Annotated in this window: 21 protein-coding genes; 16 read left to right on the top strand and 5 right to left on the bottom strand. The window is 32.1% G+C overall.

Annotated features, from left to right (window positions below; all coding sequences use genetic code 11):
• Positions 1-207: 207 nt before the first annotated feature.
• The 3 genes from ACIDC4_RS03365 (at position 208) to ACIDC4_RS03355 (ending at position 2,469) form a co-directional block, all read left to right on the top strand.
• Positions 208-1,389: a glycoside hydrolase family 88 protein gene (locus ACIDC4_RS03365; RefSeq protein WP_412041745.1), complete on the top strand. Its 1,182-nt coding sequence runs from the start codon at positions 208-210 to the stop codon at positions 1,387-1,389.
• 4 nt (positions 1,390-1,393) lie between these two features.
• Complete coding sequence (locus ACIDC4_RS03360; protein WP_412041744.1) at positions 1,394-1,798, top strand: hypothetical protein; 405 nt, start codon at positions 1,394-1,396, stop codon at positions 1,796-1,798.
• 239 nt (positions 1,799-2,037) lie between these two features.
• Positions 2,038-2,469: a hypothetical protein gene (locus tag ACIDC4_RS03355; protein ID WP_412041743.1), complete on the top strand. Its 432-nt coding sequence runs from the start codon at positions 2,038-2,040 to the stop codon at positions 2,467-2,469.
• A gap of 59 nt (positions 2,470-2,528) precedes the next feature.
• On the opposite strand, the gene ACIDC4_RS03350 is transcribed toward ACIDC4_RS03355, so the two are convergent.
• Positions 2,529-4,040, bottom strand: coding sequence for an FMN-binding glutamate synthase family protein (locus ACIDC4_RS03350; protein ID WP_412041742.1), 1,512 nt, complete (start codon positions 4,038-4,040; stop codon positions 2,529-2,531).
• 34 nt (positions 4,041-4,074) lie between these two features.
• Positions 4,075-4,857: an NYN domain-containing protein gene (locus tag ACIDC4_RS03345; RefSeq protein WP_065447804.1), complete on the bottom strand. Its 783-nt coding sequence runs from the start codon at positions 4,855-4,857 to the stop codon at positions 4,075-4,077.
• Between the two features lie 203 nt (positions 4,858-5,060).
• Between ACIDC4_RS03345 and ACIDC4_RS03340 the strand changes: the two genes are divergently transcribed.
• The 6 genes from ACIDC4_RS03340 (at position 5,061) to ACIDC4_RS03315 (ending at position 10,426) form a co-directional block, all read left to right on the top strand.
• On the top strand, positions 5,061-5,507 hold the full coding sequence (locus ACIDC4_RS03340) for an RrF2 family transcriptional regulator (RefSeq protein WP_230036763.1): 447 nt from the start codon (positions 5,061-5,063) through the stop codon (positions 5,505-5,507).
• 25 nt (positions 5,508-5,532) lie between these two features.
• Positions 5,533-6,051 carry an azurin gene (gene azu, locus ACIDC4_RS03335; RefSeq protein ID WP_412041741.1) on the top strand — a complete coding sequence of 173 codons (519 nt, stop codon included), beginning with the start codon at positions 5,533-5,535 and terminating at the stop codon, positions 6,049-6,051.
• A 112-nt stretch (positions 6,052-6,163) separates the two neighbouring features.
• Positions 6,164-6,886 (top strand): iron-sulfur cluster repair di-iron protein, encoded by a 723-nt coding sequence (ric, locus tag ACIDC4_RS03330; protein ID WP_412041740.1) that lies wholly within the window; start codon positions 6,164-6,166, stop codon positions 6,884-6,886.
• Between the two features lie 182 nt (positions 6,887-7,068).
• The gene (locus ACIDC4_RS03325) at positions 7,069-8,229 is read left to right on the top strand and encodes a hypothetical protein (protein WP_412041739.1); all 1,161 of its coding nucleotides are present in this window, start codon (positions 7,069-7,071) and stop codon (positions 8,227-8,229) included.
• 339 nt (positions 8,230-8,568) lie between these two features.
• Positions 8,569-9,831, top strand: a complete 1,263-nt coding sequence (gene capB, locus ACIDC4_RS03320) for a cysteate-C-fatty acyltransferase (RefSeq protein WP_412041738.1) — start codon at positions 8,569-8,571, stop codon at positions 9,829-9,831.
• Between the two features lie 115 nt (positions 9,832-9,946).
• Entirely contained in the window at positions 9,947-10,426 is a 480-nt protein-coding gene (locus ACIDC4_RS03315; protein ID WP_412041737.1) for a hypothetical protein, read from the top strand.
• Between the two features lie 67 nt (positions 10,427-10,493).
• On the opposite strand, the gene ACIDC4_RS03310 is transcribed toward ACIDC4_RS03315, so the two are convergent.
• The 3 genes from ACIDC4_RS03310 to ACIDC4_RS03300 all read right to left on the bottom strand — a co-directional run bounded on the left by ACIDC4_RS03310 (position 10,494) and on the right by ACIDC4_RS03300 (position 12,908).
• On the bottom strand, positions 10,494-10,697 hold the full coding sequence (locus ACIDC4_RS03310) for a hypothetical protein (protein ID WP_412041736.1): 204 nt from the start codon (positions 10,695-10,697) through the stop codon (positions 10,494-10,496).
• A 69-nt stretch (positions 10,698-10,766) separates the two neighbouring features.
• Positions 10,767-11,885, bottom strand: coding sequence for a GTP cyclohydrolase (locus ACIDC4_RS03305; RefSeq protein WP_412041735.1), 1,119 nt, complete (start codon positions 11,883-11,885; stop codon positions 10,767-10,769).
• Between the two features lie 45 nt (positions 11,886-11,930).
• Positions 11,931-12,908 carry a transporter gene (locus ACIDC4_RS03300; RefSeq protein ID WP_412041734.1) on the bottom strand — a complete coding sequence of 326 codons (978 nt, stop codon included), beginning with the start codon at positions 12,906-12,908 and terminating at the stop codon, positions 11,931-11,933.
• Positions 12,909-12,997: 89 nt separating this feature from the next.
• Here ACIDC4_RS03300 and ACIDC4_RS03295 point away from each other — a divergent pair, with 89 nt between their 5' ends.
• The 7 genes from ACIDC4_RS03295 to ACIDC4_RS03265 all read left to right on the top strand — a co-directional run bounded on the left by ACIDC4_RS03295 (position 12,998) and on the right by ACIDC4_RS03265 (position 21,136).
• Positions 12,998-13,318 carry a DUF4834 family protein gene (locus ACIDC4_RS03295; RefSeq protein ID WP_412041733.1) on the top strand — a complete coding sequence of 107 codons (321 nt, stop codon included), beginning with the start codon at positions 12,998-13,000 and terminating at the stop codon, positions 13,316-13,318.
• A 51-nt stretch (positions 13,319-13,369) separates the two neighbouring features.
• Entirely contained in the window at positions 13,370-15,805 is a 2,436-nt protein-coding gene (locus ACIDC4_RS03290) for a YfhO family protein (RefSeq protein WP_412041732.1), read from the top strand.
• Between the two features lie 73 nt (positions 15,806-15,878).
• Entirely contained in the window at positions 15,879-16,046 is a 168-nt protein-coding gene (locus ACIDC4_RS03285) for a hypothetical protein (RefSeq protein WP_412041731.1), read from the top strand.
• Complete coding sequence (locus ACIDC4_RS03280; RefSeq protein ID WP_173972362.1) at positions 16,043-16,507, top strand: DUF6036 family nucleotidyltransferase; 465 nt, start codon at positions 16,043-16,045, stop codon at positions 16,505-16,507. The genes ACIDC4_RS03285 and ACIDC4_RS03280 overlap by 4 nt, the downstream gene beginning before the upstream one ends.
• Positions 16,508-16,552: 45 nt before the next feature.
• Positions 16,553-17,836, top strand: coding sequence for a glycosyltransferase family 4 protein (locus tag ACIDC4_RS03275; protein WP_412041730.1), 1,284 nt, complete (start codon positions 16,553-16,555; stop codon positions 17,834-17,836).
• A gap of 82 nt (positions 17,837-17,918) precedes the next feature.
• The gene (locus ACIDC4_RS03270; RefSeq protein ID WP_412041729.1) at positions 17,919-19,388 is read left to right on the top strand and encodes a lipopolysaccharide biosynthesis protein; all 1,470 of its coding nucleotides are present in this window, start codon (positions 17,919-17,921) and stop codon (positions 19,386-19,388) included.
• Between the two features lie 95 nt (positions 19,389-19,483).
• Positions 19,484-21,136: a mechanosensitive ion channel family protein gene (locus tag ACIDC4_RS03265; RefSeq protein WP_412041728.1), complete on the top strand. Its 1,653-nt coding sequence runs from the start codon at positions 19,484-19,486 to the stop codon at positions 21,134-21,136.
• Positions 21,137-21,326 lie beyond the last annotated feature (190 nt).

Here is a 21,326-nt window from a genome sequence, read left to right as displayed (position 1 = left end):
TTTGATTTAATATGTTATGTTTTGAAAATCTAGAAAATCTTTGTCAAAGTTTGAAACTTTGACAAAGAGCAACTAAGAAAAAAGGGCCCGGATAGTACAATATTAGGGCACGAAAAATACAAACCTTCAAATAAGTCTGCTTTATTTTATAAATTTATCGATTCCAAAAAAAAAACTAATAATTTTTCTATCTAATTAAATAACCACATGAATACAAGATTTACAGCTTTGATTTTGACCTTATTTTTATTTGTTAGTAACGGTTACTCCCAAAAAAGCAACTCGTTTAATGTAAAAAAACAACTCGAATATTGTGCAGAACAAGCTTCGAAAACTCTAAAGGTAATTCCGAATGATGGAACTTCGCCAAGAACAGTTCCTAACGGAAACAAAGATTGGAAATTTGTTAATTACAAAGACTGGACAAGCGGATTCTGGCCAGGGGAATTATGGTATTTGTACGAAGCAACGGGAGATAAAAAATGGGAAAAAGAAGCAGATAAATTTAGTCAGTTTTTGAAGCCTTTGTCTGTTAGTAAAGCTGCGGATCATGATTTAGGATTTCAGATTTTTAATAGTTTCGGAAACGGTTATCGTTTAACTAAAAACAAAGAATATAAAGAAATTGTTTTAAAAACCGCTGATACATTAGCAACACTGTTTAATCCAAAAGTAGGTACGATTCAGTCTTGGCCACATAATAAAATGGGTGGTCATAATACGATCATCGATAATATGATGAATTTAGAATTGCTTTTTTGGGCTTCTAAAAACGGAGGCAATAAAAAGCTGTATGATATTGCAGTAAAACATGCCGAAACTACGATGAACAATCATTTTAGACCAGATTACAGTTCGTATCATGTTATTATTTATGATTATGAAACTGGTAAAAAAATAAAAGGCAGAACCGCGCAAGGTTATAGCGATGATAGTATGTGGGCGAGAGGTCAGGCTTGGGCGATTTATGGTTTTACAATGGTTTACAGAGAAACAAAGGATCCTAAATTTTTAGATTTTTCGCATAAATTAACCCGAGTTTATTTAGACAGATTAACGACGGAAGATTTAATTCCGTATTGGGATTTTAATGCGCCCGGCATCCCGAATGAGCCAAGAGATGCTTCGGCTGCAGCCATCGTTTCTTCGGCACTTATTGAGTTAAGTTCGTATACAAAAGATGCAAATCTTAAGAAAGAATACTTAACAAAGTCTAAAAAAATGATTGTATCACTTTCAGACCATTATCAGAGTCATGATGTAAATTCGGCATTTTTGCTTCATTCTACAGGACATAAACCTGCCGGAAGTGAAATAGATTGTTCGATAAATTATGCAGATTATTATTATCTTGAAGCGCTTTTAAGACTTCAAAAATTAAAAAAATAATGTTATGATCAAAAGAATTATTCAAATTTCGTGTACGATTGCGCTTGTTCTATTATTGGTAAGCTGTAAAAATGCAAAACAAAAACTGCAGGAATATGTCACCACTTATAATAGTACAGCTGCAGGTTTTAAGGCCGATGATGTTACGCTTACAACGGCGAGAGGTTATATCAATGATGACAAAATCGAATTGCGTTTTGAAACTAATTTAGAGCAAAATGAATCTAATAAAGTAAAAGCCAATACATCGTTTCCTAAGTTGCTGAAAGAAATGATCAGTAAAAACGAAATTCCTAAAGAACTCGTTGAAGAAGGGATTCAGTTTGATGCTTATTTTTTGGCCAATGATAATACGGTTCTTGTAAAAGAGATCATAAACAAAGAATCTATAAAGGAATTATTGCAGTAATAATTGATTGTATAATAGTAAAAAAGCCGCTTTAATCGTTTTAAAGCGGCTTTTTTATTTGCTCCGAATAGTCGGTTTGATAATATTGGGTTTCAATTTTTATTGTAAATGTTTATTTATTTTATGATAATTTATTTGTAGTCAAATAATTACATACTTTATTTTTGCGAAATGATGTTGTTTTTGTTTGAAAAGTTCATTATGTTTGAGTTAAAAAATAACCTAAAACCTAAAAATTTATGAAAAAAATTACCCAAATCGCATTTGCTGTTATGATTGTTTTAGTATTGGTAAGTTGTAAAAATACCAAACAAAAAATTCAGGAACATGTAAGTACTTATAACAATTCGTCATCAATAAAAGGAAGTGGTATTACCAGTACAACGGCAAAAGCATTTTTGAATGACAATAAAATTGAAATTAGAATTGAAACCAATTTAGAGGAAAACGACACCAATAAATTAACTTACAAAGAGTCCTTTCCTGATTTGCTGAAAGAAATGATCAAAAACGATCAAATTTCAAAAGCATTAATCGAAGAAGGAGTAAAATTTGATGTCTACTTTTTAGCTTATAATAATGCTATTCTTGCGCAAAGAGTAGTCGATAAAGAAGAATTGGCTGTTTTAGAAAACGGAGATGCTAAAGAAAAGGTAACAGCAAAACTCTAGTTAAAAAAAAATAATAAAAATAAAGCCTCTTTGTATGATTGCAAAGAGGCTTTATTTTTTTATCGTTTAGTAACATTCGTTAAAATATCCGGAAAATAAGAATCTGATAAATGACTAAACTCATCACCTCGCATAAAGATATTACTATCAACATCAGCAAAACTATTTTTGCCGGCTGCTGCTAAAAGTTCATTCGCGGCATGTAAGGTATTTTTATGAAAATGATATACACGATCTGATTTATCGGTGACAACCAAACCTTTCATCAACATTTTGTTTTGGGTAGCAACTCCGGTAGGGCATTCGTTATTATGACAACGCAATGCCTGAATACAACCTAATGAGAACATAAAACCGCGAGCGCTGTTACACATGTCTGCACCTAGCGCAATGGCGTGTAAGATAGAATAACCTGAAATAATTTTTCCGCTACCAATAATGCGTATTTTATCACGGATATTTAAGCCTACTAAAGTTTTATTTACAAATATTAGGGCAGGTTCAAAAGGCATTCCAACACCATCAGCAAATTCTAACGGAGCAGCTCCGGTTCCGCCTTCAGCACCATCAATGGTGATGAAATCAGGATAAGTATCCTCCGCAATCATTTCATGGCAAATCGCTTCAAATTCGGCAGTGTTTCCTATACATAATTTAAAACCAATAGGTTTTCCGTTTGATAATTCACGTAGTTGTGCAACAAAATGAATAAGTCCTTTTACGTCTGAAAAAGCATGATGACCCGGAGGAGAAAGTATCATCGTATGTGGTTCGACTCCTCTTATTTTAGCGATTTGTACGGTATTTTTAGCTGCCGGAAGTACACCTCCGTGACCTGGTTTTGCTCCTTGCGATAGCTTAATCTCAATCATTTTAACGTTAGGAAGATTGGCTTTTTCTGAAAATTTTTCAGGACTAAAATTTCCTTCAGCATCACGACATCCAAAATATCCGGTACCAATTTGCCAGGTAATATCTCCGCCGCCTTCGAGATGATAATCTGTCAGACCGCCTTCTCCTGTATTTTGGTAAAAGTTTCCTTTTTTCGCACCTATATTAATAGCGCGAACCGCATTTTCGCTTAATGAACCAAAACTCATTGCCGAAACATTAAATAAAGAAGCTAAATAAGGTTGTTTGCAATCTTTTCCTCCAACCATTACACGAGGTAATTCTTCGTTGACTTTTGCCGGAAAAATAGAATGTTTTATCCCTTCATAACTATCATGATTTAGGTTTTGCTGTGTTCCAAAAGGCGTATTCGAATCGATATTTTTAGCTCTTTGGTATACTAAAGAACGCTGATTTCTTGAAAATGGTTTTCCGTCAGTAGATCTTTCGATAAAATATTGCTGAATTTCTGGCGCAATCATTTCAAATAAATACCTGAAATAACCTAAAACAGGAAAGTTTCTTAAAATAGCATGCTTTTTTTGTAGCGTATTGTAAACACCAATAACTAATAATATCGGAATAATAATAACAAGTAAAAAACCGCGCTTGGTGTAAAAATAAATTGTAACAACAATTATAAACAATAAGAATCCGTAAATAAAGAATTTTTTTCTCATGTTCGTAAAAAATTAATGGGTAATAGTTTAATAATTAATTGAATCGCAGACGCACATAAACGTGTTTTATGCCTTTTTTATCTGATTCTCTTTCGTCTATTTCAAGAATATCGGTAAGCGATTTTAACATTGGTGTAAGTTTAGAAAAGCCATAATTTCTTGGGTCAAATTCTGGTTTTTTCTTTACAATTAAATTTCCAACATCTCCTAAAAATGCCCAGCCATCATCATCTTCGATATCTTCGATCGTAGCTTCGATAAGTTCGATAGTGGGAGCATCAATTTTATGTAATGCTTTTTCAGCAGGTTTTTCTACCGGTTTTTTTGCGTCGGCAGCAGCTGTTGTTTTTGGTTTTTTCTTCTGGATCGCACCGTCAAGAACTTCAATATAAATAAATCTGTCGCAGGCAACAATAAAGGAATTTGGAGTCTTTTTTTCTCCAATACCAATTACTTTCATCCCGGATTCTCTTAATCTTATGGCCAAACGCGTAAAATCGCTATCGCTGGAAACAATGCAAAAACCATCAAGTTTTCCTGAATAGAGCAAATCCATGGCATCGATAATCAAGGCAGAATCTGATGAATTTTTACCTACCGTATAACTATATTGTTGGATAGGCGTAATGGCATGTTCTAATAAAACTGCTTTCCAGCCATTAGAATTTGGCTTGGTCCAATCAGCATAAATACGTTTTGTGGTTGGTGTGCCAAATTTTGTTATTTCTTCCATCATGCCTTTTACATTACTGTAAGGCACGTTATCGGCATCAATAAGAACGGCTAATTTGAGATCTTTTGAGTTGCTTAAAGCCATTTTTTAGGTGTTAGAAAAATTAGTACTTCCAAAGGTAAAACTAAAATTGGTTTTTATTAGAATTTGGTCCCGAATTAGTGTTTTGTTTCATATTAATTATTTTGGTTATAAATAAGAGTTTTTTATAATTAAAACTATTAAAGATAAACTTGTCTTTTATATGGATTTTGAATATATTTGTAGTTCAATCAACAAATTTGCCTATGTTTTCAAAAGCCTGCGAGTACGGAATCAGAGCTTCTATATTTATTGCCACTAAATCCTCAAAAGGAATTAGGGTGGGAATAAAAGATGTTGCAAAAGAAATTGATTCTCCGGAACCTTTTACAGCCAAAATAATGCAAATTTTGACTAAAAACGGAATCATAGAATCATCAAAAGGAGTAGGAGGAGGATTTGAAGTTTCTGATAATGCCGTAAAATCGATTAAATTAATTCAGATTGTTGATGCGATAGATGGCGATACTATATATAAAGGTTGTGGTATAGGATTAAAAGAATGTTCAGAAACAAAACCCTGTCCCGTGCACAAAGAGTTTAAAAAAGTACGCGAATTGCTTTTAGAAATGCTTACTAATACCACACTAGAGCAACTTGCATCAGGAGTAAAAACGGGTGATTTTTTTCTTAGAATAAATGATAGAGAATAATATAAAAAATTTAAAATAGTTAGAAATGAATAAAAAAATTAAAATTTCGATTGTATTGCTAATGGGATGTTTGGCAATAACTTCTTGCGGAAAAAAAGATGCTGCAACCACAGACGAACCAACAGAAATAAATGAAACTACATCTGATGAAGGACATCCTGCAGCAGCAAGCAATGTTTTGGTTATTACCGGAAACGATGAAATGCAGTTTAGTACAAATGAATTAAGAGCCGAAACCGGAAAACCAATTACTTTAACCCTAAAACATACTGGAAAAATACCTAAACAGGCAATGGGACACAATGTAGTGATCTTAAAAGAAGGTATTAATGAAGCGGCTTTTGCTGTTAAAGCGGCAGCTGCCCAGGAAACAGATTATATCCCGGAATCAGAAAAAGCTTCGATTATTGCGCACACGAAATTACTTGGCGGAGGAGAACAAGATACAATCGAATTTACTATTGATAAAAAAGGAACATATAATTTTTTATGTTCGTTTCCAGGGCACTTTGCTATGATGAAAGGTGTTTTGATTGTAGAATAAATAAAGGAACTCTAATTCTCTTTTGGGTTAGGGTTTTTTCTTAAACTAATAAAAGATTAATTTGTCTTTTATTAAAAAAGTAGAGATATCAAAGAAAAAAAATATAATGATTATGGAAAATTTAAGAGATAAAACAGTTGGGGCTTTTGTTACAGAGGATTTTAGAACAGCAGCAGTATTTTCAAAATATAAAATTGATTTTTGCTGTAAAGGACACAAGACAATTAATGAAGTTTGCATAAAGCAAAATATAGATACAAGGGTTTTGCTTAAAAAGATCAACGAAGTCTTACTTGCAGAAGATTCAAATACGATCGATTTTAACTCATGGCCTTTGGATCTGTTGGCAGATTATATCGAAAAAACGCATCATCGCTATGTGGTAGATAAATCGGTTATTATAATACAGTTTTTAAACAAACTTTGTAATGTTCATGGAGGCAGACATCCAGAATTGTTTAAGATAAATGAATTGTTTAACCAATGTGTTACTGAATTATCACAGCACATGCATAAAGAAGAAGCCATTTTGTTTCCTTTTATAAAAAACATGGTAAAAGCGAAAGAAAGAGACGAAGCTGTTCTTCAGCCTGGTTTTGGATCAGTGGCTAACCCAATTGCCATGATGACACATGAGCATGAAGTAGAAGGGGAACGATTTAATGAAATTTCTAACCTGACAAATAATTATACAGCACCAACCGACGGCTGTACAACTTATAAAGTGACATTTGCAATGCTAAGAGAGTTTGAGGAAAACCTGCATACACATATTCATTTAGAAAATAATATATTGTTTCCTAAAGCAATTATTTTAGAAAAAGAATTTTCTTAAAAATAAAAAAAATGCGCTGACAGGTTGTTACAACTTATTAGCGCATTTTTTTACTAATTAAAAAGTTGATTACGTTTTCCTGAAATATTTAATCTCATTAAAAAATGAAATTCCTAACTAAAATGAGCCAACAAAAAAGCTGGATAATAGTTTGTTTTTTAAATTTTCTGATAGCTTCACTTATGGGGTTATTAATGCGGTTTTTTTATTTATTTCCTGTAAAGAATGTCAATTACAGCTTCTTGCTTCATGGGCATTCTCATGTAGCGATGTTAGGTTGGACTTATTTGATGATCTATGTTTTAATTGTTTCCTTTTTTATACCCAAACACAAAAGCAGTAAACCAATTTACAATCAATTATTTTGGCTTACTGAATTTTCTGTAATAGGTATGATGATCGCATTTCCTGTTCAGGGATATGCTTTGTTTTCTATTATATTTTCGACATTACATATTATATTAAGTTATATTTTTTGTTGGCTCGTTTGGCGGGATTGCTGTAAAGGCAAAAGAATGGACAAAAAGTTATTGTTAGGTGCCATTTTGTTCATGCTATTTTCTACTATCGGAATTTGGTGTTTAGGGGCGATAATAAGCTTACTGGGTAAACAAAGTATTTTGTATCAAATTGCGATTCAGTTTTTTCTTCACTTTCAATTTAATGGATGGTTTTTATTCGCTGTTTTGGCTTTGTTTTTAAAACAATTTAAAAATGAAATCGAAATAAGCCACTTCAAAGTGTTTTTTACTTTGCTTATCTTTTCAACGATAGCTACAGTAGCATTTCCGGTAAGTTGGTATGTCAAAAATAATGTAATAAGTGTTATAAATGGTATTGGTGTAGTATTGCAGCTTCTTGCTTTTATATATTTTTATAAAATGCTAAAACCACAAATTTCCTGGTTTAAAACTACTTTAAACACTACGGCAAAAAGGGTTTATAGTTTAGCGATTTGTTCCTTAGTCCTTAAAGTGATGGTTCAGTTGCTGCTTCTTTTTCCTGATATAGTTTCATCTTCGCACCAAATTAGAGGTTTTGTGATAGGTTTTATTCATTTAACTACTTTAGGAATTATTACAGGATTTTTACTTGGAATCCTGTTTCAGAACAACTTGCTTTCTGGTAGATCTTCTCTGGTTCGGTCGGGAGTACAATGTTTTGTTTTTGGATATGTTTTTACAGAAATCATATTGTTTTTTCAGGGAGGGCTTTTTTACTTCGGTAAAGGATTGTTGCCGGCGTATTATGAATCTATTTTTGGCGCAAGTGTATTAATTGTTTTAGGTTTGGTTTTGATTATTGCATCAGAAATTAAAATAAAAAAAATAAGGGTAGATTAATTAAAATCACCCTTATCTCTTACTAATGAATCAATCTATTTAAAAAGTATTTTCTGGTTTGTTGTTAATTGTTTTAATGAATAATAAATAGACTTCAAAAATAAGGGATGACTTTGTCTTTTATAATGATAAAAATCATGTTGTAAAATATTAAGATGTTAAATTTAAATTTTTCCTCTTTTCAAATTTTATTTATAGTCGGGAAGCGTTAGAGGCAAATGGATTTCGATGGTTTTATTCTGATTTTTTTAATAAAAATAAGGGGCAAACTCGATTTTAGAATAATAATCATTATTTTTGCACCCTGTTAAATGAAAATTATTACTTCAAAATATATTTATGGTAAAAGATTTATTCGAAAGAATTCAGAACAATAAAGGACCATTAGGAAAATGGGCTTCACAAGCTGAGGGATATTTTGTATTCCCTAAGTTAGAAGGAGAACTTGGTCCAAGAATGAAATTTGGTGGAAAAGATATTTTAAATTGGAGTTTGAATGACTATTTAGGTCTTGCGAATCATCCAGAGGTTCGTCAGGCAGATATTGATGCTGCAACTCAGTTTGGAGCAGCTTACCCAATGGGAGCTCGTATGATGTCAGGACATACTAAATATCATGAGCAATTAGAAAATGAATTAGCTGAGTTTGTAATGAAGCCAGCTGCATATTTATTGAATTTTGGTTATCAGGGAATGGTGTCTACTATTGATGCTTTGGTAACAAAAAATGATATTATAGTTTACGATGTAGATTCTCACGCTTGTATCATTGATGGTGTTCGTTTGCATATGGGTAAACGTTTTACTTACAAGCACAATGATCTTGAAAGTATGGAGAAAAATCTTCAGCGTGCTACTAAAATGGCAACAGAAACAGGCGGAGGTATTTTATTTATTACCGAAGGTGTTTTTGGAATGCGAGGACAACAAGGTAAACTAAAAGAAATTGTTGCTTTAAAAGAAAAATATAATTTCCGTTTATTAGTAGATGATGCACACGGTTTTGGTACACTTGGTAAAACAGGAGCCGGAGCAGGTGAGGAGCAGGGAGTTCAGGATGGTATCGATGTTTACTTTTCGACTTTTGCAAAATCAATGGCAAACATTGGAGCTTTTGTAGCTGCAGATCAGGATATTATTGATTATTTAAAATACAATTTACGTTCTCAAATGTTTGCAAAAGCATTACCAATGATTCAAACTATTGGTTCATTGAAACGTTTAGAATTATTACGTAATCACCCTGAGTTGAAAGACAAACTTTGGGAAAACGTAAATGCATTACAAAACGGATTACGTACAAGAAACTTCAATATTGGAGATACAAATACTTGTGTAACACCAGTTTATTTAGAAGGAAGTGTTCCTGAGGCAATGGTAATGGTAAACGATTTAAGAGAAAACTACGGTATTTTCTTGTCGATTGTAATTTATCCGGTAATTCCAAAAGGAATTATTTTGTTAAGAATGATTCCAACAACTTCACATACTTTGGCTGATATCGATGAAACGTTAACAGCATTTGAAGCAATTCGTGAAAAATTAGAAAACGGTACTTATAAAGAAATCGCAAGCAGAACTACAGTAGATTTAGACGCTTAAATTTCTTGAAATAAATTCCTAATATGGGAATTATGTAAAAAAATCCATTCGTTATGCGAATGGATTTTTTTTATTTGGAGTAATTTTATATTAACTAATTATAAAACAAAAGAACATGAAGAAAATACTAGCCGTTACAATTATTACTTTAAGTGTTTTTGCTTCTTGTAAAAAAGATCAAGTTGCAGAACCAGTAGAAATTACACCAAAAGCACCAAAAGAAGCTCAAATTGTTGAGCCATCAGGAGATCAATGTTATGCGTCGACAGGTGCCAGTAAAATTGAATTGAGTTATAATGTAAACTCACATCAGGAAGTAAATGGAAAATTAAGCTATAATATAGCCGGTAAAGATAAAAATGAAGGAACTTTGATAGGGAATATGAAAGGCGATACTTTGATTGCTGATTATACCTTTATGTCAGAAGGAGTTTCATCTATTAGAGAGGTTGCTTTTATTTCAAGAGAAGGAATTCTTTATGAAGGTTATGGAGATGTTGTAGAAGCAAATGGTAAAGTTTCTTTTAAAGATAAAAAACTACTGAAATTTGATCAAAAAAATACATTAACGAAAGTTGATTGTAAAGCAGAATAAGCTTTTTATTTTGCTATAATTAAAAAATCCATTCTTTGGGGAGAATGGATTTTTTTTAGTTTTTATATTATTTCTGCGATTTTATTTTATCTACATAATCGCTTGAATTTCCGTTCCAGTAACATTTTTTACATCGGTGATTTTCAAATTCATGCTGGCAATTATTATATCCGTATAAAGCACTTGCGCATTCAGGACACAAATTTTCCATTAAAGAAGATGGTTTATAAAACTCACTTTTGCATTCATCGCATATTTTTATGGTTAACATGTAATATTTTTAATGTTTAAACTGAAAACTGAAAACTGAGACTGAAAACTGAGACTGAAAAACGGTATGCTAAAGATATTTTAAATATGTTTTTCTCTGACAATGTATTTTTGGATCAAAGTTTTTCCAAAGTAAATGAATCGCTGTATTCTCGGCTAATTCAGGAGTTCTAATACAATTTTGAATTCCTTTTTCTGAGAACGTTTTATAATATTCATCAAAAATGATAGCAGTAACTCCTTTGTTTTGGTAATCAGGATGAACTCCGATAAGGTAAAAAACAACGTCTTTACTTTGTTTTCTTGCTTTTAGCAAATGAATAAATCCAAACGGAAATAATTTTCCTTTTGCTTTTTGTAAGGCCTCAGAAAAACTTGGCATTACAATACTAAAAGCAACTAATTTATCGTCTTTATCTACCACAAATTTGATGTATTCCGGATTGATAAAACTAATGTATTTCTTCTTAAAATATTCTTTCTGAACATCTGAGATTGCTACAAACGAAGCCAGTTTAGCATAAGATTCATTAAACAAATCAAACATTTTATCCACGTGTGGCATAATGTCTTTTGTTTTGGTGAAAGTTAGAGATCTTAAACCGTATCTTTTTTTGATTAATTCCTGTGCTTTCACAAAAAACTCAGGTTTAACATTCGAAAACGGAAAAATACTTTCGATATATTCCTTTTCTATCTGAAACCCTAGTTGTTCGAAATGAGTAACATAATACGGATTGTTATACCATGTAATCATGGTTCCCATTTGGTCGTAACCTTCTGTAAGAACACCAACTTTATCCAGGTTAGAAAATCCCATTGGACCCTCAACATGTTCCAGACTATGTTGTCTTCCTAATTCGTATACTTTTTCTAATAAAGCTTTTGTTACTTCGATATCATCGATAACATCAAACCATCCAAAACGTACTTTTCTTTTGTGTTGATTGTTTACCTCAGACCAATTGATGATGGCTGTAATTCTTCCAACAATTTGATTGTCTTTGTACGCCAGATAAAAATAAGCTTCGGCGTTATCAAAAGCAGGATTTTTTGTTTTGTCAAAAGACTCTAATTCATCTGCAATAATAGGCGGAACCCAATACGGATTGTCTTTATAGAGAGAAAACGGAAATTTGACATAGTCGGTTAATTCCTTTTTGGTTTTGGCTTCTTTAATTGTAATCATTAAGATTCAGTATGTAAATTGTCTCTTTATGCAGAGAGTTAAAAATTATTCGTATTTCGCTTTACGCTTTCTTTCTTTTGCCTGATAATCGATTTCTCTTTGTTCCATCTGGTTATCCTTGTTCTTTTTTGCTTTTTCCTTGCCCTTAAACTCCATTTGTTTTTCTTTATAACTTCCGTCATAACGCCATGAAACTCCAACTCCTCCATATAAAACCGAAGGTGTGTTTTTGAAATTGGTACTAACAGAAGCGTCAACCTGAAGATTAGAATTGATTAAATAAGCTGCTCCGCCACGAACAATGGCATCGCTGTAGAAATCGCTTTTGTAGCCTTGATTTTCAACAAAACCAGACCATTTATCATTAAATCCGTGGGTTAATGTTAATACATAACCATAACTAGGATAATCTGTTGTAATATAATCGGCAATAATATTGGTTACAAATACCCATTTCCCTCCTCCAAATAAATTTTGCGTAATCAAAGCTACTTTAGGCGATATCGCAGATTGTGGGGAAAAGTAGTAAGGGTTATCAGCACCGGTAAAATTGGCTCCTGCAAATATAGAAACCGCAGGAATTAATTCGTGCCAGTTAAAACTACGATTGGCTTTATAGCTGTATATGTTAGCTTCTTTTTTGTAGTTTTTATAAGGATCGTAAATTAAATATTTCGCTCCTAAAACGGTTTGTCTAAAATTATTCTTTTTATAGCTGGTGTATGGAGTATCAAAATTTTCCATTTGGTATTGTATGTCCAGAATCAATTCTAGTTTTTCTAAAAATGCACCATAGCGAAGGGTTAAATCTGTACCAAAACCGCTTGCATCATAATCTAATAAATCGTGTTTTTCTTTGATGCCGTAAACACCCAATTCTGCCTGAATTACAGATTTTCCAACTGCATAAGCAGACATTGTTTCACCCGGACGATTAGAGTTGATAACGTCAGTATATTGCGCGAAAAATAATTGAGGAACTAAACAAAGAGTTGCAATAAATAAGTTTTTATTTTTTAACATAAACGTTTTTTTTGATTAAAAAGTAATAACGCATTTCAAATGTACTATATTTTATTATTTATTTAAGATTGATATTTTAATTTTAAACAATGGATTTATTAATTTTGGAAAAAAATTATATGATCATGCAAGAAGCATCTTTTACAAATTTGTTTAAAACGATAATGTGGATTATTGCGTTTTATTATATTTTTAAGTTTTTAGCTAAAATCTTTTTACCGGTATTGGTAAAGAAAGCGGTTGAAAAAGCAGGGGAGAATTTTCAGAGACAACAACAATATAGTCAGAGTACTACATGGCAAAAAACACGTACAAATAATGATGAAATCATCATTGATACAGCCAATGCAAAAAAACCGCGCGAAACCAAAAAGGTGGGCGATTATGTTGATTACGAAGAAATAGATTAAGTTTGCGTCCTAGAATTATAGGATTCATCATTTAACCCAAACCAGTCTAAATTGAAAATAGTAAATAAGTTCTATCCGCATGCCCTTGTTATATTGGGCTTTATTATCGTTTCTTTAATTTATTTTTACCCGGTTTTACAGGGAAAACAAATCTTCCAGTCGGATATTGCTCAATATACCGGAATGGCCAAAGAGCAAAATGATTTTAGAGCAACAGAGCATTCTGAGCCTTATTGGACCAATTCAGCATTTGGCGGTATGCCAACCTATCAGTTAGGGGCAAATTATCCTAACGATTTTATAGGACATTTAGATGATATTTTACGTTTTTTACCTCGTCCAGCAGATTACCTGTTTTTATATTTCTTAGGTTTTTACGGGCTATTATTAGTCTTAAAAACAGATCCTTTAAAAGCTTTTATCGGGGCAATTGCTTTCGGTTTTTCTACTTATTTAATCATTATTCTTGGAGTTGGTCATAATGCAAAAGCGCATGCAATTGCTTATATGCCACTTGTTATAGCCGGATTTATACTGGTTTTTCAGAAAAAATATATTTGGGGAGGTTTGCTCACCATGTTTGCGGTTGCATTAGAAATTAATGCCAACCACTTTCAAATGACCTATTATTTATTGATTTTCTTACTGATATTATCAGGCTATTTTGCTTTTAATTTTATTAAGAAAAAAGAATATAAACCACTTTTAACTGCTATTGGAGTTTTGGCTGTGGCAGGAATTTTTGCCATTGGTGCCAATTCTACCAATTTAATGGCAACAAGTGAGTATGCCAAATTTAGTACACGTAGCAACAGCGAATTGACTTTTAATCCTGACGGATCTAAAAAGACAAACGAAAATGCTTTAAGCCGCGAATATATTACAGAATACAGCTACGGAATTCCTGAAAGTTTTAACCTGATTGCGCCTCGACTTTTTGGAGGTTCTAATCATGAAAATGTAGGAACCGACAGCCGTATGTATTCGTTTATGATCGAACAGGGAGTTCCTTCAGAGCAAGCTCAGGATTTTGTGTCAGGAATGCCAACGTATTGGGGAGATCAGCCAATTGTTGCGGCTCCGGCATATATTGGGGTTGTTGTTTTCTTTTTAGGAGTTTTGGCATTATTTATTGATGATAGAAAAATAAAATACGTATTCCTTTCCGGAGCATTAGTAGCATTGGTACTTTCATGGGGTAAAAACTTCTCTTTGTTGACAGACTTTTTTATCGATTACGTGCCTATGTACGATAAGTTTAGAGCAGTTTCGTCGATTCAGGTTATTCTTGAATTGTGTTTTCCTGTTCTGGCTATTATGGGATTACAGTCTTTCTTTAAAGCCAAAGATGAACCTAAATTACAACAGAAAGCCCTTGTTCAAACAGGTGTTTTTGGTATTGGGATAATTATAATTTTAGTATTTGCTAAAGGGATGTTCCATTTTACAGGAAGCAGTGATAATTATTTCTTAGAAAGTTACGGACCCGCTTTTGTCGATGCTTTAAAAGAAGACAGAATGACGTTGTATTCTGCAGATTTATTGCGTTCAGGCTTTTTTATAGTATTGACTTTTGGAATTTTATGGTTGTTCATTAAAAACAAATTAGCTCAAAATACGACATTGATTATCGTTGGACTTTTAATGATTTTCGATTTGTTTTTTGTCGATAAAAAGTATGTTTCGGCCAAAGATTTTGTGAGTCCTGCTCAAATTGCAGCTCCTTTTCAGGAAACGCCATCTGATGCTCAGATTTTAAAAGATACAACGCATTACAGGGTTTTTGAAGTAAACGGCAATATGTCTAGCGCACGTGCCTCTTATTTCCACCATTCTTTAGGAGGATATCATGCTGCAAAGCCTAGAAGAATGCAACAGTTATTCGACTATCAGATTGCAAAAAACAATATGGAAGTTTTGGATATGCTAAATGTAAAATACATTATCCAAACAGATAAAGAAGGAAAAGAATTTCCAACGATAAACCCAAATACAAACGGAAATGCCTGGTTTGTTAGTACCGTAAAATTGGTAAATAAACCAGACGATGTGATGAAAGCTCTTGATCATATTGATACTAAAAAAGTAGCTGTTTTTAATGTTCGTGAACACGAAGGTAAATTTAAAAGCGCCCGATTAAAGAAACAATGGGATACTACAGGAACAATTAAAGTTGTACAATACAAGCCGAATTATATTAAATATCAGTCTGATAATAAAAAAGATGGTTTAGCTGTTTTCTCTGAGATATATTATAAAAATGGCTGGAACGCTTATATTGATGGTGAGCTAACAACGCATTTTCCTGTTGATTATGTTTTAAGAGCTATGGAAATTCCTGGCGGAAAACATACTATCGAATTTAAATTTGAACCTCAGGTTGTTAAAACCGGAAGTATAATAACTTTGGCCAGTTCAATTGGAATGTTATTATTGTTGATTGGCGGATTTTACTTCGAAAGAAAGAAAGCGAAAACAGAAAAATAAAACTCTGGTTTGTTTTAACTAATGAATATGAGATGATTTAGTATCTTTACTGTTGTATTTTAAAAACTAGACAATGAAAAAGAACGTGTTAAGTTTTGGTACTCCACAAGAGTTGGACGCTAAGAGAATAGCTGAAATAAAATCACTTTCTTATTTAGAAAGATTAGAAAGATTAATGGTTCTAATTGAAGTTTCTTATACGCTTAAAACAGCTAAAGTAATCCAATCTAAAAAACGATGAATGAGCAAATAATTGCTATTTGGAATAGTTTTTTTGAAAACAAAGTTAAATACATAACTATTGGTGGATTTGCTGTAAATATCTATGGCTACAATAGAAGTACCGGTGATATTGATATTTACTTAGAGGATACAATTGAAAATAGGATTAATCTAAGAAAAGCTTTAAAGTCAATTAATTTAGGAGATTTTGAAACTATAGAAACAATGCAGTTTATTCCGGGTTGGACAGATTTTAGTTTAAGCTATGGTTTGAGATTAGATGTAATGACTGCTGTAAAAGGTCTGGAAGATAAATCTTTTTCATCATTGTTAGAAGATGCTACAATCGTAATGATAGGCGAAACTCCAGTTTATTTTATTGATTACGATAATTTAATAATTGCTAAAAAAGCATCAAACAGACCGAAGGATATTTTAGATATCGAAGAACTTAGAAAAGCAAATAATAATTCAGAATAACATTCGTAATCTGCATAAACTGATATTTTCAGAAATTAAATAAAATTGGAACAAAAAAAACTCTTAATCATTACTTATTATTTCCCCCCTGCCGGAGGTCCGGGAGTACAGCGTTGGTTAAAATTTGTAAAATATTTACCTGAATTTGATATTCAGCCCATTGTTTACATTCCTGAAAATCCAACATATCCAATAATTGATGAAGGTTTAGTGAGTCAAATCTCTGATAAAGCTACTGTTCTAAAAAATAAAATTTGGGAGCCTTATCAATTGGCTTCCATTTTTTCGAAGAATAAAACCAAGAAAATTAGTTCAGGAATTTTTCCGCATAAGAAAAAACAAACTTTCTTAGATAAAACATTTCTTTGGATTCGTGGGAATCTTTTTATTCCTGATGCGCGTGTTTTTTGGGTAAAACCTTCAGTAGCTTATCTTGAAAAGTATATTAAAGAAAACAATATTGATACCATTGTAACTTCGGGACCGCCGCACAGTTTGCATTTGATTGGTTTAGAATTAAAAGAAAAACTTAATGTAAAATGGTTTGCAGATTTTCGTGATCCGTGGACTACAATCGGTTATCATAAAGCGTTACGCTTATCATCTTATGCAGCTAAAAAACATAAAAGTTTAGAGCATAAAGTACTCAATGCTGCGGATACGATTATTGTAACAAGTAAAACTACAAAAACCGAATTTCAGGCAATTACCAATAAGCCAATTTCGGTAATTACGAATGGTTATGATATCGAAAACGTAGAAAAACAAACTCTGGATACCAAATTTACTCTGGCACATATCGGCTCATTTTTGTCAGATAGAAATCCGAAGTTTTTATGGGAATGTCTCGTAGAGTTGCTTCAGGAAATACCTGATTTTAAACAACATTTAGAAATTAAACTGATAGGAGCAGTAAGTCAGGAAGTTTTAGATGCTATTAGCGAATTTAATTTGAATGATTATTTGAATCTCTTAGGATATGTTTCGCATCACGAAGCCATTGCCCATCAAAAAAAATCGCAGGTTTTACTTTTAATCGAGATTAATTCTGAAGATACTAAAAGTATTATTCCGGGTAAATTGTTTGAATATATGGTGTCTAATCGCCCTATAATTGCGATTGGTCCAAACGGATCAGATTTTGCCGATATCATTAAAGAGACCAATACAGGAGTATTTTTTGATTATTCTGAAAAAGCGAAGTTAAAAAGTGTAATTTTGGACTTTTATAATCAATTTTTGGAAGGGAAATTACAATCTCATGGCGTTGGTTTACAACAATATTCAAGAAAAAGCCTGACTAAACAATTGGCACAATTGATCAATTAAAAAAGCAAAAACAATTTTAAAAATCTATAGAGAGTAGAAATTAGAAATCTAAACTCTACTATCTAAACTCTGCAATCAAAACATGGGTATTGTTTTAAATCAGTCTTTCAAAAATACAATCATTACTTATATAGGTTTCGCTATTGGAGCCATTAATACACTTTATTTATATCCTATTTATCTGGGTGCTACTTATTACGCGTTAACCAATTATATTCTTTCGGCAGCGAATGTTATTATGCCTTTGTTTGCTATCGGAATGCAAAATACGTTAGTCAAATTTTATTCTCAATATAAAACAGAAGAAGAAAGAGAGCAGTTTTTATCATTTACAGCCTTATTTCCAATATTAATGTGTATTCCGTTAGGGATAATCGGAATCTTTTTCTTTGATGATATTACGGCATTTGTAACAAAGAAAAACCCTGTTGTAAAAGAGTTTATGTTTTTAATTCCATTTATTGGGATTTGTATGGCCTATTTCGAAATATTCTATGCCTGGGCGAGAGTTCATATGCATTCTGTTTTTGGAAATTTTATTAAAGAAGTTGGGTTGAGACTGTTTTCGACTTTTGCTTTGGTAGGTTTATATTTTAATTGGATGACACTTATTCAATTTGTATATGTGACGGCAGGAATTTATTTTGTGGCTTTTATAGTAACGATGTTTTATGCTTTCTATGTCAAAAAGCCTAAATTTCAGATCAATATACCTCAAAATGTAAAAGACGTAATGGAATATACCTTTTTCATTATTCTTTCAGGAAGTGTTGCCAATTTACTTTTAGACGGTGATAAATTGATGCTGAATCAATACATGAAAATTGAGAACATCGCTTATTATTCTGTGGCAACCTATATTGCTTTGGTAATCTCGGTTCCGAGTCGTGCCATGCATCAGATTGTATATCCGATTACGGCAAAATTGATGCACGATAACAAACATGATGAATTGAATCAATTGTATAAAAAAACCTCTATCAATCTGCAAATGGTTGGCGGATTTGTAATGTTATGTATTTTTGTCAATATCAATCAATTGTATGAATTAGTTCCAAAAGAATACAGTGGCGGAATCTCTGTTGTATTTATGATTGGATTATCGAAGTATTTCGATTTGATTTTAGGAAACAATAATGCTATCATTTTTAATACAAAATACTACCGAATGGTATTGTATTTAGGATTGCTTTTGGTCTTTTTGACTGTGATCTTAAATATGATTTTTATTCCAATTTTTGGAATTAAAGGTTCTGCGTTTGCGACTTTATTATCGATTACACTATACAGTTTGGCAAAATTGCTTTTTGTTGTCAAAAAGCTTGATTTATATCCTTTTTCTAAAGAAACAATCTATTCAATGCTGTTAACTTTTGCGTTGTTTCTACTGTTTTACTTTTGGGAATTTCCGTTTTATCAATTGATAAGTATTGCGTTAAAATCTATTTTAGTAACGATTTTATACGTTTACTTAAATTATAAGTTTAATATCTCTCCTGATATTAATAAAGTAATTGATATGCTTTTTCGAAAAATAGGAATTAAAATTTAGTACGATTTTATTGAAAAAAGAGAAAGTAATTTAAATTCTAATCTATTTTGTTTTTATATTTGTTAGAAGGATAACCAACTTATTGCTAACAAGATATGAAAAAGAAATTACTTTGTTTTTTAGCGCTCTTTATTGTTTTATCTTCCTCATTGGCTTTTGCTCAAAATGATAGTTTACAAACTTCCAAAAAAGTTGCAACTGAAATAAAACCAAAAGGATATCCTGTAAGCCCATTCAAGGACACGCTTTTTTATGTTTATAATAAAGTAGGTTCTTTTTCTGCCGAAAACAGAGCAAATGCCATTACCGAAAAAATCAGAAAACTATATGAAGATTCTTTTTTTGAAGAAGATTCTATTCTCGTTGTTCCTTCTGATATTTCTCAGGATATCATTTATAAGAATGATTTGATTATCATGTCAGTCCTTGGTGTTGATGCAAAAGCTGAAAATCAAACTAGTGCTTTTATTGCCAAAAGAAATTTGAACGCCATAAAAAAAGCTGTCATTTATCAAAACGAAAATTATTCGATGCTTCCTAAAAGATTGGGATATACTGCATTGCTAATCCTTATCATTGGCATCGTTTTGTATTTTGTAGGTAGGCTTTTCAATAGAATAAGATTGCATATTCTTAAAAACAGCGATAAATACTTTAAAGGTTTTACTTATAATAACATCAGTATTCTTTCGCCACAAAAACAACAAGGACTATTAATGCGATTGTATAGCTTTGTAAAAGGTTTTACTTTGGTTTTGATTGTTTATTTTTCGTTGCCTTTATTATTTAGTATTTTTCCGGCTACAGAAGCTTACACGACAACATTATTACGATGGATTCTTACGCCTGCAAAATCAGCTGTTATGGGATTTGTTGACTTTTTACCAAGTTTTGTTACCATAGTAGTTATTGTTTTCATTTTTAAATACACTATAAAAATAATCCGGTTCTTTTTTGATGAGATAAAAAAAGAGAATATAAAAATTGATGGCTTTTACAGTGATTGGGCGATGCCTACATTTAATATCATTAGGTTTCTATTGTTGGCCTTCATGGTGGTTATTATATTTCCGTATTTGCCGGGATCAGATTCTCCAATTTTCAAAGGTGTTTCTGTTTTTGTGGGGATTTTGTTTTCTTTAGGTTCGTCAAATGCTATTGCCAACATGGTTGCAGGATTGGTTATTACTTATATGCGTCCGTTTAAAATTGGTGATTTTATAAAAATAGGAGATGTAAGCGGAGAAGTGATTGAAAAAACAGCCTTGGTAACCCGAATCAGAACGCCGAAATTTGAAGATATTACGATACCCAATGCCACAGTTTTATCCAGCACTTCTACAAATTATTCTTCGAATACAAAGCATGTTAATAATGGATTACTAATTCATACTGTTGTTTCAATTGGTTATGATGTGCCCTGGAAAGACATTCATAAGGCTTTGATTGAAGCAGCATTAAAAACGGAGATGATCGAGCAGACTCCATCGCCTTTTGTGTTGCAAACCAGCCTGGATGATTTTTATGTTTCATATCAAATTAATGTATATACGAAACACCCTACAAATCAACCAATGATCTATTCCTCATTGCATCAAAATATTCAGGATTCATTTAATGCAGCCGGAATCGAAATTATGTCACCGCATTATAATGCCGTACGCGACGGAAATAATACTACTATTCCGGAGAGTTATTTGAAAAATGATTACGAAGCTCCTTCTTTTAATATTAAGAATAAGAGCTAACAAATTGATAATGTGCTACTAACCTTAAAATTTTAACACTAATTTATTTTGAAGTTAATTTTATAAAAATTAACTTTAGCTAAGAATTTAGCAACACTTTCCTTAATAGGATAAAAAAGATCTCATTTAAGACAATAAAAGTGTGTGTTATTATGTTTATTAAGTTGGATTACTACGCTGAAAATGTTAA

It is taken from the genome of Flavobacterium sp. C3NV (assembly GCF_046825355.2).
Lineage (GTDB): Bacteria > Bacteroidota > Bacteroidia > Flavobacteriales > Flavobacteriaceae > Flavobacterium.
This window is presented reverse-complemented; position numbering and strand designations above follow the sequence as displayed.